The organism is Pseudomonadota bacterium (genome assembly GCA_026388275.1).
Taxonomy (GTDB): Bacteria; Desulfobacterota; Syntrophorhabdia; order Syntrophorhabdales; family Syntrophorhabdaceae; genus JAPLKB01.
This window is the reverse complement of sequence record JAPLKB010000047.1, coordinates 33266-50039: the sequence shown is the minus strand read 5'-3', so window position 1 is coordinate 50039 and position 16774 is coordinate 33266. Positions and strand designations below refer to the sequence as shown.

General features: G+C 44.6%; 17 protein-coding genes. 12 read left to right on the top strand and 5 right to left on the bottom strand.

The features are described 5' to 3' along the window. Window positions 1–340 precede the first annotated feature (340 nt). The 5 genes from NT010_12010 (at window position 341) to NT010_11990 (ending at window position 4653) form a co-directional block, all read left to right on the top strand. Window positions 341–568 carry a hypothetical protein gene (locus NT010_12010; GenBank protein ID MCX5806765.1) on the top strand — a complete coding sequence of 76 codons (228 nt, stop codon included), beginning with the start codon at window positions 341–343 and terminating at the stop codon, window positions 566–568. Window positions 569–1051: 483 nt separating this feature from the next. Beyond that, window positions 1052–2227, top strand: coding sequence for an adenylate/guanylate cyclase domain-containing protein (locus NT010_12005; protein MCX5806764.1), 1176 nt, complete (start codon window positions 1052–1054; stop codon window positions 2225–2227). A 381-nt stretch (window positions 2228–2608) separates the two neighbouring features. Further along, window positions 2609–3019 (top strand): hypothetical protein, encoded by a 411-nt coding sequence (locus NT010_12000; GenBank protein ID MCX5806763.1) that lies wholly within the window; start codon window positions 2609–2611, stop codon window positions 3017–3019. A gap of 236 nt (window positions 3020–3255) precedes the next feature. After that, on the top strand, window positions 3256–3567 hold the full coding sequence (locus NT010_11995; protein ID MCX5806762.1) for a four helix bundle protein: 312 nt from the start codon (window positions 3256–3258) through the stop codon (window positions 3565–3567). Between the two features lie 156 nt (window positions 3568–3723). Beyond that, window positions 3724–4653: a ParB/RepB/Spo0J family partition protein gene (locus NT010_11990; GenBank protein ID MCX5806761.1), complete on the top strand. Its 930-nt coding sequence runs from the start codon at window positions 3724–3726 to the stop codon at window positions 4651–4653. Between the two features lie 166 nt (window positions 4654–4819). Here the strand turns inward: NT010_11990 and NT010_11985 are convergent, their stop codons facing one another. Continuing rightward, window positions 4820–5032, bottom strand: a complete 213-nt coding sequence (locus tag NT010_11985) for a hypothetical protein (protein MCX5806760.1) — start codon at window positions 5030–5032, stop codon at window positions 4820–4822. A 180-nt stretch (window positions 5033–5212) separates the two neighbouring features. Between NT010_11985 and NT010_11980 the strand changes: the two genes are divergently transcribed. The 7 genes from NT010_11980 to NT010_11950 all read left to right on the top strand — a co-directional run bounded on the left by NT010_11980 (window position 5213) and on the right by NT010_11950 (window position 11566). Beyond that, the gene (locus NT010_11980) at window positions 5213–5857 is read left to right on the top strand and encodes a hypothetical protein (GenBank protein ID MCX5806759.1); all 645 of its coding nucleotides are present in this window, start codon (window positions 5213–5215) and stop codon (window positions 5855–5857) included. Window positions 5858–6087: 230 nt separating this feature from the next. Beyond that, window positions 6088–7827, top strand: a complete 1740-nt coding sequence (gene kaiC / locus NT010_11975) for a circadian clock protein KaiC (protein MCX5806758.1) — start codon at window positions 6088–6090, stop codon at window positions 7825–7827. A gap of 1 nt (window position 7828) precedes the next feature. Then, entirely contained in the window at window positions 7829–8158 is a 330-nt protein-coding gene (locus tag NT010_11970; GenBank protein MCX5806757.1) for a circadian clock KaiB family protein, read from the top strand. Between the two features lie 40 nt (window positions 8159–8198). Next, window positions 8199–8543, top strand: a complete 345-nt coding sequence (locus NT010_11965; GenBank protein ID MCX5806756.1) for a circadian clock KaiB family protein — start codon at window positions 8199–8201, stop codon at window positions 8541–8543. Between the two features lie 10 nt (window positions 8544–8553). After that, a complete protein-coding gene (locus NT010_11960; GenBank protein ID MCX5806755.1) occupies window positions 8554–10653 on the top strand; it encodes a PAS domain S-box protein in 2100 nt (699 codons plus the stop codon). 3 nt (window positions 10654–10656) lie between these two features. Further along, window positions 10657–11292, top strand: coding sequence for a response regulator transcription factor (locus NT010_11955; GenBank protein ID MCX5806754.1), 636 nt, complete (start codon window positions 10657–10659; stop codon window positions 11290–11292). A 103-nt stretch (window positions 11293–11395) separates the two neighbouring features. After that, complete coding sequence (locus NT010_11950; protein MCX5806753.1) at window positions 11396–11566, top strand: hypothetical protein; 171 nt, start codon at window positions 11396–11398, stop codon at window positions 11564–11566. Window positions 11567–11838: 272 nt separating this feature from the next. Here NT010_11950 and NT010_11945 read toward each other — a convergent pair whose 3' ends face one another. The 4 genes from NT010_11945 to cls form a co-directional block, all read right to left on the bottom strand. Next, window positions 11839–13431, bottom strand: a complete 1593-nt coding sequence (locus tag NT010_11945) for a DUF748 domain-containing protein (GenBank protein MCX5806752.1) — start codon at window positions 13429–13431, stop codon at window positions 11839–11841. A 169-nt stretch (window positions 13432–13600) separates the two neighbouring features. Then, window positions 13601–13966: a DUF5329 family protein gene (locus NT010_11940; GenBank protein ID MCX5806751.1), complete on the bottom strand. Its 366-nt coding sequence runs from the start codon at window positions 13964–13966 to the stop codon at window positions 13601–13603. A gap of 11 nt (window positions 13967–13977) precedes the next feature. Next, window positions 13978–15210 carry an MBL fold metallo-hydrolase gene (locus NT010_11935; GenBank protein ID MCX5806750.1) on the bottom strand — a complete coding sequence of 411 codons (1233 nt, stop codon included), beginning with the start codon at window positions 15208–15210 and terminating at the stop codon, window positions 13978–13980. Window positions 15211–15332: 122 nt separating this feature from the next. Further along, on the bottom strand, window positions 15333–16730 hold the full coding sequence (gene cls, locus NT010_11930) for a cardiolipin synthase (protein ID MCX5806749.1): 1398 nt from the start codon (window positions 16728–16730) through the stop codon (window positions 15333–15335). Window positions 16731–16774 lie beyond the last annotated feature (44 nt).

Sequence of the window (16774 nt, the reverse complement as noted above, 5' to 3'; positions counted from 1 at the left end):
TTGGCGTACTGCCTCGAAGTTGCCGCTTGGTCTGATAAAACTTTGATTTGTCCGGGTCATTTCTCCTCCTTTTCTTTTAAGAAAAAGCAGAATAAATAATGATCCTTAGCAGTCTAACGGTCAATAAATTTTGTTACGTATTAGGTAGGTGCAAAGAGATATTAAGGTTTTTAGTAACTCACACCGCAAGGGTAGGTTTATTTTACTGGACATAATATCTTATTTTGTCTCATGTTGGAATTGAGAAAAAAACAGTAGGGTGTATTATTGAAAGACACAAACCAAAGAGATGGGAAAGTACGATTGTACGAGTATTTCAAATTACAAGGAGGGGAGGAATATGAATATAACTAAGGAGAAATTGTTGGAAAGCATCAAGGAGAAAGAGAAAGAGATAAACGAATTACTTATCGAAGCACACAAGATGGGCCTTGAAGCAACAATAACTCAAGAGGAACAAAGCATAGAAGGCAAAGGCAAGGGCAAGGGCTTTAGGACTGATCTGCTTGGTTATATAGCGCCTAAGCTTGTGATTTTGTTGTTACCAAAAAAGGAGTCGCTGAAGTAACAAGGGGGCTTCCCTTTCCATCCCTTAACATGCTAATAATATAAGCTTTATTTTTGCATTTTCATAGAGGTTTTTTTGTTCACCACATTGTTTTGCAGCTTTTATGTGGTAACTGTGGATGAAGGCAAAATCGTCATGTTGTAGATTGGTAGGTGACTTTATCAATTGCTTCTTCCTCAATCGACAGGCCGCCAGAGACTATGAAGATTTCATCGCATTTGATTATTGAATCAACGATTTTCTTCTTGAAACCCAACCAAAAATACGGGAAAATCATTTTATGGGCGTGGAACCATCGACAGATAACCACAATAAGTATCTCAGGCATATAGTAATTGCCAAGACTGTAATATTTGAAAAAACTTGGGTGAAAACATGTGTAAGGCGGGTTTTTACAGAATTATTTATGCATTTTACCATAACTTTACAGAATTATTTCTGTCTACTTAGTGGTTATGTTGACGAAAGCAATAGGAGAAGAAAATGGGGAATAGTGAATTGATCTGGCTTGATAAGCTGAACCAGAGAGCCCAACAGATCAGCGAGGAAAAGACTGCTGCCGAGAAAAGAATTAGGGAAGGATTCAAAGAAAAAGTGATCATATTCATGGATGTAGTCGGTTCAGCAGAGTTTAAAATACAATATCCCGACAATCCAGAGGTATGGATACTCAGAGTCAAACAATTCAGCGATCTGCTCGCAACTGCCATAATTCAATGTAATGGGAAAGTAGTGAAATACATTGGTGACGAAGTTATGGCCTCTTTTGATAATATAAACGATGCAAAAAATTTGGTTGCTAGAGTTTCAGAAATCGAAGAAACGCTCAAGAAAGGTACCGGCTTTGAAACAAGAATAAAGGTGACGGCTGATTTCGGCTTAGTGTACGAGTTGGACTTTGAAAACCATTCAGTACCTGATCCACAAGGGTCTCCTGTGGACAGATGTGCGAGAATAGCGAAATACACTACTGCTGGTGAAGTTCTATCAAGTGCGGCTTTCGTGGAAAAGACTCCGCAACTTAACTGGAAAAAGGTAGGTGTGGCTGAGCTTAAGGGACTTGGTAAACAAGTCATATATCAACTCGAGAAGGTGACAGTCTCCCTCGATGAAAAGATTGAAATCAAGAAAACGGATTTTGAGCGACTGAATGAGGAACTTCAAGACATAAGAACAGAGAACTCACAGTTTAAGGAAATTAACAAGCAGCTAAGGGCGCAACTTGTGTCAACAGGACAAAAGCCAGTCCCGGCGCTGGAAGATGACACCCCCGAAGATAAATGGGATCCGGTAACGCGGGCAATTGATGAGCTAAAAAAGGTAATTAATAAGGCACCAGTTTCATCAAAATACTATGCTCGATTTATCTTTTTGGATCATGCGGAAAAAGGTTTTGAAGAGTACAACAAATTTGAAGGGAAAGTATTTGATGATTTGATTGAATCAAATCTTGTGGTTTCCGAAGATGACAGACGCTACTACCTGAATGATGATCATCCTAAAAATAAACAAGTATCTAAATTATTGGCTAATATAGAACGCGAGCTTGACAAGTACCTTAGTGCAAATGAACAGGATCCTGATGATTTATTTGAATGGAAGACAACGGATCCTGAATTCTGGGAAAACTATATCGGTTACAATGTTCTTTTTACATAACCCGGCGGAGCAGCCAATCGGCCTGAAATCAGGCTTCTGCCTGACCTCTGCGTTATACACCCTTTCTTCCCGTAATCCACGATCAAAGGAAAAAGATCATATACTTGCTTCGTAGGTGACTTTCTTGATTGCACTTTCTGCTCCATTGCTCCCCAAAATTTAAGTACCGGGGCAAAGAACCGTGACCCCATTTCGCCCTCCGCATGAAGGGCATCGAGCGGGTCTCACCCATGGATAGTCCGATGCGGTAAAGCTCCTTTACATCAACGGCAGAGTATAGTATCAATTAAGAGTGTTTCTGGTGGACATTCCAAAATCAGTTCGGCATGAAGACGTCAATGAGCAGAAAGGGTAATCATTTAAAAAACAAGAGGTGAAGTTATGGCAGAGCCAGAACAAATCGTTCCAGAAAAAAAAGCAGACGGGAAAAAGGCATTGGATTTTGTTAATATCGTAAAAGCCTTAAGGGTTTTGGTAACAAAAGAAGAATTCCCTCATGACAGGATCACCAAGCTGTTAGGGATGGCTGAAAGACACGGTGATTGTTTTTGCGAAAGCTGCCAGGAAAAAAGGGGGAAGGAAAATCAGAGATTTAGTCGGTCTTTATCAAAAATAGTGCGGTTTAGGCAAGAGTATTATAAAGCCGGGCGTCATGGCGAGTTTGAGGAAATTGTTAAGATTGCCAGAAAAGGAGCAGAACTCCTCTTTTCCCTTCAGCGAGCAGGTATGGATGACACTGAATTGATAAGGGCAATAATAAAGATATATCGAAAAAAAGTAATATTTATTTGAAGCACTGCAAACGGCCTATGTGTTTAGGTCGTTTTTTTGCTGATCGCAAAGTGCTGTTCGTGAAATGTAAAAACCTCATAGAAGAATCTTTAACGAGATACGAGACATGAAATGTGAAAAGGCAGTGAATAGTGAATAGTATATAGTGTACGGTTTAATCCCGCTTTATGCGGGATATAGTTAAAAAGGCAGAAAAAATGAAAAGGTAGTGAATAGTAAAAACGGGAAGATAAAAAATGGAAGATAAAATTAAAAATTTCAAGGATTTGAAGATATGGCAAACTAGTATGGAATTAGCAAAGGTTATTTATCAAGAAACTGATTCTTTTCCTGCAAAAGAGATTTACGGAATAATAAGTCAGATGCGGAGATCTGCTGTGTCAGTACCTTCAAACATAGCCGAAGGTTTCATGAAAAGGTATAATAAGGAGTATAAACAGTTTTTGTATATAGCGCTCGGGTCATTAGCAGAGTTGGAGACTCAAGTGCTGCTTTCTGAGGAATTGGGTTTTTTGAAGAAAGATAAAAACAAAGGATATTCAAGCTGATATTAACGAAATAAATAAAATGATTACTGGATTAATAAAATGTCTTTAACTATGTCCCGCATTAAGCGGGATTAAACCGTACACTGTTCACTAACGACTATGTCCCGCATAAAGCGGGATTAAACCGTACACTGAATTTCAAAAAGGGGGATTAATATGGCAACTAAGAAGACAAGTGTAAATCCTGAGTTTCTGTACATTCCAGTAGACAAGATTGTAGTAATGGAACAGGTGAGATCGAACATTGATATTGAAACAGACTCATTCAAGTCTCTCATGCAATCGATTAAAGACAAAGGCATCTTAGAACCTCTCATTGTAACAGGGCAGGATGACGGGACATATCTACTCATCTGTGGAGAGAGGCGTCTTGTTGCAGCCCAACAACTCGGGCTTGAAACCGTACCGGTGCGAGTTATTGAAGCAGGTAATGAATTAGGGGACACTATAGCCATTCAACTTACTGAGAACCTCCAGCGTGAAGACCTAAATCCCATAGACCAGGCCAAAGGGATACTCTCTTTTATTCAGGCAAAACATCCTGAGAAGGGATATGATGTGGATGGGGTAATGAGTGAATTGGTAAATTACAATCGTTCTCCAGAATATGTATCGGAAGATTTTTCTGCCACTGTGGCAGAAATTTCTGAAATCTCCGGAAAGTCAATACGGACGCTGCATCGCACTATTTCACTTTTAAAACTTTCTCCTGAAATTCAGGCAACAATTTCGTCAGGAAATCTCCCTGTTTCACAGGGATATCTCTTTGCCGCAAACCTCGAATGTCCCAATCTTAAAAACATATTCGATGCTGTCATAAAGACACCGGTAACAAATGCTACACTTGAAAGGATGCTCACAGCATACAAAAAAGTCAAACCTGACCCGAATAATACAAAGCCCAAATCCGTTAAGAAGCAGGTTAAAGGTCTGATATCCATAAAAACAGATTTTGAGAAAGGCATTGGAACCTATATACGGGAAGATGTTGAAAAATATCTCTATGAACTGCAGGTTTTCTGTAATTTTGTGCAGCAACAGATGTTTATAACCCCGTACGGAAAGAAAAGACCGCCGCAAGTATAAAGGCAGTGAATAGTGAATAGTTAATAGTGAATAGTGTACGGTTTAATCCCGCTTTATGCGGGACATAGTAGAAAAGATAAGAGGACTTGGGAAGCGCGAAGCGGGAAGCCACGTGAAGAGCAAAAGAAACTGAAATAAAGAAAAATATGCAAGCGGCATAAGAGCTTCAGAAACTCCCGGCGCTTTTCGGCGGTCCTTCATTATTCGGTGTCGTAGACCATGTGCCGAGCTGGGGAGAGCCTGCATCGCCGCCCTGTGCAGGCGTCCAGTATCGCTTGTTGGCGAAGACGTCCGCAGCAACAAGGCCGGTATTTACGTTTAGGAGTTGGGGGTCAGGTCTTGCTTTTTGCACCGAGGGTGTTGTCCATAAACCCAACATTTAGCTTCCTGAAATGTTGGGTTTGTTATACTCTTTCGATATGCAACATTACAAACGGAATTAAGTAATTCTGTAATTCTGTAATAGGATTTTCACTTGTAAATTAACTAAAATTAAAGGAGAATTAAGAAAAGTATGTTTGCAGTTCGCGTCTTTTGAGGGAAATGGGATCTTATCTTTATGAAAAAAGAAAATCTTTACATCACTCTTATAAACATTTTTATCGGAATGGGTGTTTCTTTCCTGCTAAAGGGCAGTATCCTTGCCGTTGTTCTCATCGTCATTGCGATTGGTACGATCATTTTCATAGAACGAAAATGGATTTACGAAAACATCTTCAGAAGTAAGAAGCGGTATGCAGTGATGGGATATTCCTTCCTGGCAGCCTTGATGCTGACTTTTCTATTTTTGATCACTACACCGAGCCGTGATACATCCCACATTATAAAGTTGGTGAATGGGTTTTTGGAGGATGTCACGGCGGGTGATTATCGGGGCGCTTATGAACAACTCTCCAAGGTGTCGAAAAAAGCATATACCCTGAACGATTTCGCCAACGATCATGTGGAAAATCGCATCAAGGTCCAGAATTTCAGAATTGATGAGGTCATCTTTAACAAGTATGACAAAAAGAAAGCCGTGACGGTGGTCTCAAGCCCCTTCACACTCTATGATCGCGAAACGCTGAACCTGGAGATGATCAAGGAAGAGGAGGGGTGGCGGATCGTTTTCAGCAGGACCATTTTCCACCCCAATGCCTACAGCCAGGGGAAAAGTAAAAAGAAGGGAGGCCTTATTACCAATTTCTTCGAGAAGCTCTTTTGACGAGCCCCCTCCCCACTTTTTTTCTATTGCGAGATAATAGATTCTTTGATATACATTAATACAAGTGCAATAAATAAAATTAAATCATCCAGCTCACCCCACCATTTTTTTGAGGGGAAGGGGTTGGTGGGTGGTATTATAATTTAATGCATATTTTATTGAGCAGTCCCAATAGTATCTAACTCTTCGTTGGTATTACATCATAATGAATAAGGAAACCGGGGGTGATAATGGGCAAGGCAAAACATGATGTTGATTTTCTTGAAAAATGCCTGACGGGCATCAAGGGCCTCGATGAGATTACAAAGGGAGGGCTTCCGAGGGGCAGGCCAACTCTGATCTGCGGCAGTGCGGGTTGCGGTAAAACACTTTTCGCCATGGAGTTTCTCATGCGGGGCGCCCTGGATTATGGAGAACCCGGGGTCTTTATGACCTTCGAGGAGACGCCGGAGGATCTTGCGAAGAACTTCATCTCCCTTGGTTTTGATCTCCACGACATGATGACGCGTGGCCTTATCGCAACTGACCACGTCTACATCGAGCGGAGCGAGGTTGAGGAGACGGGTGAGTATGACCTGGAAGGATTATTCATCCGCCTGGGCAATGCCATTGATTCCATCGGGGCGAAGCGGGTTGTCTTAGATACCATAGAAGCACTTTTCTCCGGGCTGTCTAATGCCGCTATCCTTCGGGCAGAGCTTCGCCGGCTTTTTCACTGGTTGAAAGACCGCGGTGTGACGGCCATTATTACAGGGGAAAAGGGCGATAAGCTCCTGACACGCTACGGGCTCGAGGAATACGTGGCCGATTGCGTGATTCTCCTCGACTTCCGCATTGATAAGCAAATTTCCACCCGCCGCCTGCGTATTGTCAAGTACCGCGGCTCATCTCACGGCTCCGATGAGTATCCCTTCCTGATAGACGAGAGCGGCCTCTCTATCCTTCCCATCACTTCCCTGGGGATCGATTACCCCGTTTCCACAGAGCGCATTGCCACGGGCATCCCCAAGTTGGATGCAATGCTTGAGGGAAAAGGGTTCTACCGGGGCAGCACCATCCTTGTCTCCGGTACAGCGGGCACAGGCAAAACAAGTATGTCGGCCACCTTTGCCGACGCCGCTTGCAGGCGAGGTGAGCGCTGCCTGTATTGTGCCTTCGAGGAATCTCCCGGCCAGATCATCCGGAACATGAGCTCTATCGGCATTGATCTTGCCCGATGGGTGAAACAGGGGCTTCTCAAGTTTCATTCAGCCCGGCCTTCGCTTTACGGTCTTGAGATGCATCTTCTCACCTTCCATAAAAAGATCGATAAGTTTAACCCCCAGGTTTTCATTATAGACCCGATCAGTAACCTGAGCGCTGCGGGAACAGAATCAGAGGTCAAATCCATATTAACGCGCCTGATCGATTATTTGAAGATGAAAAATATCTCAACTTTCCTTACGGACCTCACTCATTTTACAGGCAACCTTGAACACACAAGCGAAGAGATATCTTCTCTCATTGATACGTGGCTACTTCTGAGGGACATCGAACTCAACGGGGAACGCAACCGGGGCCTCTACATTTTGAAGTCCCGCGGCATGCCCCACTCCAACCAGATTCAAGAATTCCTGCTTACGAACCAGGGCATTGAACTTATCGATATCTATACCGGTTCCGGTGAGGTATTAACCGGCAGTGCCAGAGCAGCCCAGGATGCCGGGGAAAAGGCCTCTGAGCAGACACGCCGGCGTGAGGTGGATCGCAGGATCCGTGAGCAGGAGCGCAAGAGGAATGCCCTGGAAACAAAGATTGCAGCATTGCGTGCCGAGTTCGATGTGGAAACCGAAGAAGTGCTTTTGATGGCAGAAGAAGAGCAAAAAAGACAAACTGTCCTGACAGGAGACCGTTTAGAAATGGCGTATCTTCGCAAGGGGAAACCGTTAGTTCCGGAGGCTATGCGCTCGAAGAAGAAGAAAGGAGAGTAAGGTGAAAGCTGTCTCAGAAAAAAAAGGGGAGAAAGCAAAGAACGATTCAACAGAAGAAATATGGAAGCTGACGTTATATGTGGCCGGTCAGACCCCGAAATCGATTACGGCCTTTACTAATTTAAAAAAGATATGTGAAGAGCACCTTGCCGGGAAATACCGCATTGAAGTGATAGATCTTTTAAGAAATCCCCAACTTGCTAAAAAGGATCAGATTATTGCCATACCGACACTGGTAAGGAAGCTTCCTGAACCGCTTAAAAAGATTATCGGAGATCTGGCAAACACAGAGCGCGTGCTGGTGGGACTGGATATTAGTTCCGGTCCCTGACTATCATCTACTTGAGTATTAACTTATAGAGGAACAGCCTATGGAGAGTAAAAGAGGGAAAACGAGCACTGAGGAATTCGAAGAAGCGTCAGCGAAGCAAACCCCGGCAAAGTATGTTCTTCGGCTGTATGTTACAGGGATGACTCCAAAGTCAACCCTGGCAATCGGCAATGTCCGGAAACTCTGTGAAGAATACCTGTCGGGCCGCTATGAACTCGAAGTGATAGATATCTACCAGCAGCCCAAGCTGGCCAAGGGAGAGCAAATTATTGCCACCCCGACGCTCATCAAGAAACTTCCTCTGCCACTCAGAAGGCTCATTGGCGACATGTCGGACACGGAAAGGTTTCTTATAGGCATCGATCTGAAACCCAAGCATTCATGAGTACAAATCAATGAACAAATCGTATAGAACGCGCCGGCAACTTTTGGATGAGTTGCAGGAACTCACGTCGCGGATGATGGAAGCCGAGGAAACTCTGCGCGCTATCCGAAACGGCGAGGTGGATGGTCTGGTTGTCTCAACGGAGGAAGGAGATCATGTCTTTACACTAACAGGTGCCGAGCATCCTTACAGGGTTATGATTGAAACCATGAATGAAGGGGCCGTTACCCTTGCTTCCAAAGGTACGATCCTTTTCTGTAACCAACGTTTTGCAAGTATTGTCAAAGAGCCTCTGGAAACAATAATAGGATCTTCAATCTACCAATACATATCATCAAAAGACCTTCAATTATATGAGACATTGGTTGAGCATGGTTTAAAGGAGAACTGTAAGGTAGAATTGGAATTACGGTCCGGAGGGGATAACTTTGCACCTGTCTTGCTTTCCGTAAACCCCCTTCAGCCACCCCCCGATACGTCCTCCGGTGACTTGTGCATGATAGTTACCGACCTGACGGAACAAAAGCACAATGAAGAGATATTGGCAGAGGGAAAACTGACAACCCAAATTCTCGAACAAGCTGCAGAAATATTTGTTCTCTGTGACCACCAGGGCCGTATTATCCGTGCAAGTCAGTCGGCCAATAGGTTTCTCGGTAGCAGCCCAATCTTCCAGACATTTGACGAGGTATTTCACCTCCTCCATCCCGACGGGACTCGCTTTGTCCTTCTATCTGCAGTGAGTGACAAGACCCTCCACGCGATTGAGGTCCATTTTGAACATGGGGATAACGAGCTTGCTTCCTTTTTATTGAGTGTAAATTCGCTTGTCACTCATGGAGGTGTCATCGGCATTATTGTCGTAATGGTGGACGTCACCGCCAGAAGAGTAGTCGAGAAGGAACTCCAGAGGAGTCAGAAGCTTTTCCACACAATCGCCCGGGTATCTCCGGTGGGACTATTCCGTACTGACACTAAAGGACAGTTTGTCTACGTAAATGAATACTGGTCTGAAATTACCAACCTATCAGCCGACGAGACATATGGAGAAGGGTGGGAAAAAGCGCTGTACCCTGAGGACAGAGAAAGGGTCTTGAACGAATGGCATCGGGCGATCAAAATGGATCTGCCTTTCGAATCAGAATTCCGCTTCCTGAAGCACAACGGTATTATAAAATGGGTGATAGGGAGAGCAATAGCTGAAAGAGGCATATATGGAGAAAGGCTCGGCCATGTGGGGACCATCACCGATATCACCGAGCACAAAAGTATGGAGGATGAGCTTCAGCAAGCGTACGACGGATTGGAAGAACGGATTGAAGAACGGACAGCTCAATTGGTTGAATTAAATAAGTCACTTAAACGGGAAGCCTCGAAACGAAAAACAGTTGGAGATAAACTGAGGGAATCACAGAAACGATTGCGCAATCTCACCAGCCATTTACAACAAATCAGAGAACAGGAAAGGTCTTATCTCTCCCGGGAGCTACATGATGAATTAGGGCAGGTCCTGACGGGTTTAAAAATGGATGTACGCTGGATAGAAAGACGATTACCGGAAGACAGTGCATCGATTACAGAAAGACTTAACTCAATGCTTACGCTTGTTGATAACGCCATCCTTTCCGTGCAAAGACTTTCCATGGCATTGAGACCTCCGGCCCTTGACGATTTCGGCCTCAATGAAGCAATAGAATTACTGTTAACTGATTTTGAAAAGAGGACAGACATTGCCTGCGAGTTTATTTCTACACCCCACAGTATGGCCCTTGACAGGAAAGTTTCTACAGAGGTTTTTCGTATCTTCCAGGAAGCCCTTACTAACATTTCCCGTCATGCCAACGCTCAAAAGGTTGCGATAATCCTGCATAATACGGCAGACAGATTCACTATGGAAGTCAGGGATGACGGGAAAGGAATTACAAAAAAGGAGATAACAGACGCTGCGTCTATTGGATTGACAGGCATACGTGAACGGGTATATGCCCTTGAGGGAACCCTGGAAATTAACGGCGTTCACGGGAAAGGAACAACCGTTACCGTAATCATCCCCCTCAAAAAAAACACAACAATAAAGCGTCGTCCCAGAAAGACGGCGGAGGAGGTCTGAACCATGCTCCGTGTTATCATTGCCGATGACCACCCGGTCGTACTCAAAGGTATTAAAGAGATCATCGAGGAACACTTCGACGATGCGACGATTGATACAACCTCTAAGGGCTATGAACTGTTGAACAAGATTAACGACAATGATTACGATATCGTTATTCTTGATATTTCGCTCCCCGATATCAATGGTCTGGAAGTCTTGAGAGAAATTAAAAAGAAGAACCATAAACTCCATGTTCTTATCCTGAGCATGTATCCTGAAGAGCAATATGCTGCCCGCGCCATAAAAGCCGGAGCAAACGGCTATCTTACAAAGAAAAGTGCATCGGATGAATTGGTGCTGGCAGTACGGAAAATTCTGTCCGGTAAGAGATATTTAAGCCCGGCCTTTGCCGAAAAGATGATGCTCGATTTCGAGTCAGATACACAAAAACCTCTCCATGAAAACCTCTCCGATCGTGAGCTTCAAGTATTGTGTATGATCGGCAAAGGAAAGGCGGTGAAAGAAATAGCCGGGGAACTCTATCTGAGCACAAACACCGTAAGGACATATCGGACCCGCATTCTGGAAAAAATCGGCGTAAAGGGAACCAGCGAGCTGATTCATTACGCCATAATACACAACTTGACGCAAGATTAATACCAATTTTGTTTCATACATAGAACGAGGCGACAACGACTAGCCGACGCAGGCGTGCATAAATAGTACGTCGAGGAACGCGAGGAGGAGGCAACAAAGTTATATGATTGAAGGCGAATTGGTAAAAGAGCTTTTCTGTCAATCATCGAGAAATACCCCTGTGAAGGAATACAATATTACTGATTTTCATCCCCGTAACAAAAAAGACGACATACTTGTGTACAAAACGCTACAGAATAATTGTCTGGACGTTCCTTCTGCCGGTGTTGCGTAGCTCCGGTTGAGAGACCAAGTTATTCCAATTCTAACTCAAGGCGCTATCATCGTTGGCTTCGTCATCAGATCCTCGACGTACTTCTATCGTACGCCTACGTCTCCTCTTCCTTGCCGCCTTGATTTCATCCTTGATTTAGAATTGGAATTAGGAGCGGCAAACTCAAAATATTTCTGTATATCCAAGCCTGTGTTTGTTTTGTCAATTTCTCATAAGGAGGAAGCCTGATAATAAAGGGCATCTGAAGCTTCACGGGCTGAGCCCACGCATATCTATTCTTTTGGTTGACTCAATTTTTTTTCAAATCCCGGAATAATTGATTTAACGAATGCATTCCGGAGAAGGTTGATGAAGATTTCCCAGTTACTCGTGCCGGGACTTTCGAGAGTCCCGGAGACAGTGGCCCTGGTCGCCACTTCATTACGGGTTCTGTTTTCGAGAAGCTTTGATATACCTCCTACCGTCCACACGTAGAGTGTATGGGAGAGGCTCTTCTCCTGTCTCGAACGACGGTCATAAATCTTCATGTCTCTGAAGATGGGTTTTATGTAACCATTTACTTTGTTGTCTTTGATCGACAGTTCCGAATAGAAGGAGAAGAGACCAGATTTGATATCGAAATTTCCATAGACTCGGAAAATATCGCTCATGGCCTGCATCTGAGTATTATCAATAGCCACATTGACATTGAAATCAGGATTCTTCGTTTCCGGCTGGAAGGTGCCGGTCACCTTGGTGTTGCCTGTTCCCATGAACTTGCCCTTCAGCTCGAACGTTGCCGGACCCTCGTTGACTTTATTACTGAAGTTTCTCAGGTTTGCTTCCATTTGATCGATAGAGAGTTGATAATTGGGCTGGGTCGTCCTGTTTACGTACCTGAAATTGCTTGCTTTAATTCTGAGCATATCTATCCTGATTTTCGAGTCAGGCTCGTTGCTCAGTTTTTTTACAGTGTGTACAACCTGTCGGACCCTTTTCTTTTCAACGGCCACAGTTTGCGGAAGGTGAAGATAATCGATGTCAGCCCCGTTAATGTCCAGATTCTTCAGGTTGACTACAGAGATACGGGGGTTATATTCCAGAACTCCCTTTGTCGACAGAGCCCCCTTTCGGATGGAAATATTGTAGCGGGTTATGATTGGATTGAAATAGCTCAAATCCATATCACTCAGATCAAGGTCTGCCTTAGCCCAGGGGCGAGGCTCTCCAAGAAAATTGGCATATCCGACAAGGACAAGTCTGCCTTGCTCGAAAATCCTTCCCTCCAGGCGGATAGCGGAAGGATATACATTGTCAGGATAATGGATGTTCCGGATGTTGGAGGCCCGGAAATTGATTCTGTCCATCTGGAGCGGCTTGTAAGGTCCTTCATCCACATATGTAACCTCCCCGTCATTGATTGTGAGTGCATTAATCTTGAGTGGATAGATGGACTCAAAGGCTTCCTGCCACCCTTTCTGTTTGAGGGGAACCTTACTCTCCTTCTCTTTATGAATTTGGATTAAGTTGACGTAGAACTTCGGTTCCCTTAACGATAAATCACCCACCAGATGGCCGGTGAACACTTCCCTCCACTGAATGCTTGCATGAAGCCGTTTGATATTCGCGATGGGTGGATTCGGATTGGCATCCTGCACCAGAATCAGATTATCAAGATCCATAGAAAAAGCAAGGGGATGTAAATAAACTTTCCCGACATGGACTGTGTACCCCTTCAAATGACCATTGATCCTGTTCTCTATATACTGTCGCAAGGATTCGCTGCTTATAAGATGGGAGAGTACAACGATACCCAGGATTATCGCGGCGATGATTGAGAGAGCCCAGACTCTCCGTCTCCTTAAATGGAAAAAACTGCTATTCATGAAAAGTCCCCAATTTCATCTCTTGAGTTCCGATTTCAGAAGAAGACCGTAATCCCCACAGAAAAGGAGTGTCGAAACTGAGTAATGATATGAACTCGCTTTTATAGTGTAATTCTTCCGCCTCAAGCCCACTATAGTAACTATAAAACTTTTCCATGTGAATCTACCTTTATGGTTTATATGTGGCAAATGTTTTCAGCTTATTCGCGAAAAATACTTCCGATTTTATAGTAGTACCGTCTGCAAAACACATCAAATAGGGTTCACTTGTTATAGAGGATTTAGAGGCAAAAAGTTTAATGAAGTCCTCCGCTGTCTTCACGTTTCTGCCGACCACTTTGAGTTTCAGGCGCAAGTGATCCGAAGCATCCCGGGTATCATACTCATTCCCGTTCCTGATAAAGTTCGCCCCCTCCAGAGTTTCGACAGAGGCAATTAAACAGTGTATTTTGGCTGTCTCTGAAAAATCCTCAGCATAAACATGTGCTACTATCAGCGAAAGAAGAACCATTAGTACCATGGAGATATTTTTCATATAAGAACCTCTTAATATTGAACTAATGCCTGAGGGCATACCGAAGGACCGGCTCCGGTAAAACCCTGGATCAGGCCGATAGGGTATGCCTTGCCTGCCGTAGACAACGATGAATCCAGCATGGGAGGTACCTTAATAACTTGTCCAAACACGGGTGTAACGAAAGCGTCAGGTTTTAGATTGTGTTCCTTTAATGATGCAGCCAGTACATCCACGGCATCATTAAATCCCTCTATTCCAAGCCTAAATACCTGAAAATGGGCGGCAATGCTGAGCGGTGTTTCCAGATCCATATGTGCCTTGACTGCCTCAGCCGGCCCCATATGGACAATGGGTCGATACCCCGGGGTCGATTCCCTGGTCTGCGGCGGCCGGAATGGAGCGATCGGAAGAATTGCTACCCTGATCGGTGAAAAGCGGCGTGCGATCTCACGGAAATGGGGACCATATCCAGTGTCTCCGGAATAATAAACATTCCCTGATGGCCCTGAGATAACAAAACCTCCCCAAAGGGTTCGATCCCGGTCCCACAGAGTACGTGCCGAAAAATGCTGCGCAGGAACCAGGGTTACTGTAACCTTTGAAGACAAAGGGACCGATTGCCACCAGTCAAGTTCATCCACCGTGGCGATTCCCGTACTCCGCATGAGATCGAGATTGCCAAGGGGAACGATAGCGCGCGGCCCTCCTTTTTTTGCAAGACCTTCCAGAGTAGGAAGATCAAAATGGTCATAATGATTGTGAGACACCAGTACAACATCGACAGGAGGAAGGTCTTCAAAACTAATTCCGGGCTGACTATATCGTTTGGGACCCACCAACGATACCGGGCTGCAACGTTCCGACCACATAGGATCAGTGAGAATATTGACTCCATCCAGTTGTATGAGGAAAGTGGCATGACCGACAGGTGTTATATAGATCGAGCCTTCCGGGACGCGAGCGACAGGCGGAGGTTCAGGCAGGAAATCGGTTCGCTTCGGCCAATCAGGCCAATCAGTGCGCAATATCCAGTTCCAGACCCACCATGTGGGATTACGTTTTGCCGCCTGGCCCGACTGAGACGACAGAGTTTGAGGGACATCGGGATTGAAATACCGGATACTATTAAAGTGGTCCGAGACCTGTTCAGATTTTTCTGTGTATACACTTGGTCCTGTCACACACGTAGCGAGCGACAGGAAAGACACCAGCGCCAAAAACAAAATAAACAGGCTCAGTCTAATCTTTCTATTTGTTTTCATTCCAACTCCAAATCAACGGCCTATTTATAAACAACAACTCTTTGGCACATTCATGACAGATAGTTTACCATATTCCTGGAGACCATAACGATTGTTGACTACCGGAAAGGGTCCGGGACCGCCTACAACCAGCGGGTAAAAAGATGCGAAAACCATTCCCTGATCTTGAGAGACAAAGGTCTTTTTTTCCATTCTTCCCATAGAATCTGATCTGACTCCATAAGATCCCTGACAAACATCTCCTCCATGGTGATAGCGAATTCACGGCTCAGAATAACCGCGTTCACCTCGTCATTACTTGAAAAACTCCAGAAGTCCATATTGGTGGAGCCTACGGTCGACCAGACGCCGTCAATTACCAGAGTTTTCGCATGGAGCAGAACATTGCGGCGCTTGTATAACTTCACCCCTGATTTCAAGAGTCCGGAATAAAAGTATTCTCCTGCAAATCTGGCCAGTGAAGAATCGGATGTTCCTGGTAGAATGATCTTTACATCAACTCCACGCTTTGCAGCATCGGTGAGGGCCTCTATTGTCTGGCGGTCAGGGATAAAATACGCGTTGGTCATGTGAAGGGAATTCTCCGCGAAAGTGATAGCGGCCACATACATAATAAAAGTGATCCTGTTGGCCTCTCCCGGGGTACTGCCCAACACCCTCACCAGGGCATTTCCCTCTTCCTTCAGGGCAGGGAAGTATTTTTTTTCGGGGAGGTTCGCGCCCTTCTGATTCTGCCATGTGTCAAGAAAAAGCTTTTGGAACTCAGCCACGGCAGGGCCTTCTATTTGAACGTCCGTATCACGCCATGGCATCTGTACTGCTTCCTCGTCCCCCCTTCCGGAAAGGCTGCTTGAATAAACCTGACTGATGTTAATTCCCCCGGTAATAGCTACTTTCCCGTCGACGATCAGTATTTTACGATGATCCGATTTGGCCAGACGCCATTTTCCGCGGGCCTTAAGTGGATTTATCGGGTTAAACTCGACGACCTGTATTCCGCCATCACGCAAGCGCTGAAAAAATGCAGCGGAGGTAGTATAGCTGCCTACACTATCGTAGATAAGATTCACCTGCACACCTTCCGCCTGTTTCTGTAACATCAGATCAGCAAGTTTGCGACCGGTCTCGTCTTCAATATCTTCCATGATATAAGTTTCGAGATTGATATGGTCGCCGGCATTCTCTATTGCCTTGAACATTGCGGCATAAGTAGCCGTACCATCAACGAGCAGCGTAACTTTGTTTCCCTTTGTCAACGGACTTTCACTCATCGATTCTATCACAGCGCTGTAACGTTGCAGTATGTCCGTCGCGTCGACGGATCGATGCAATCGTTCCATGAGGGCTTTGCTCTGTTTGGGGGATAACAGTCCCTTGGCCGAAGCTATTTGAGCCCTTGTCTCAGTGGTCGGTGCCTTATCCATCATTTCAGAAACGTTCGGCAAGGTCGCACATCCACCAACGAGGACCACGATGGAAACCAACAGAAAGAAGAAAAAGAAAGTTTTGTATTTTTTCATGGGTAAATATAATCACTGACATCCATCATTTCAATGATTACCAG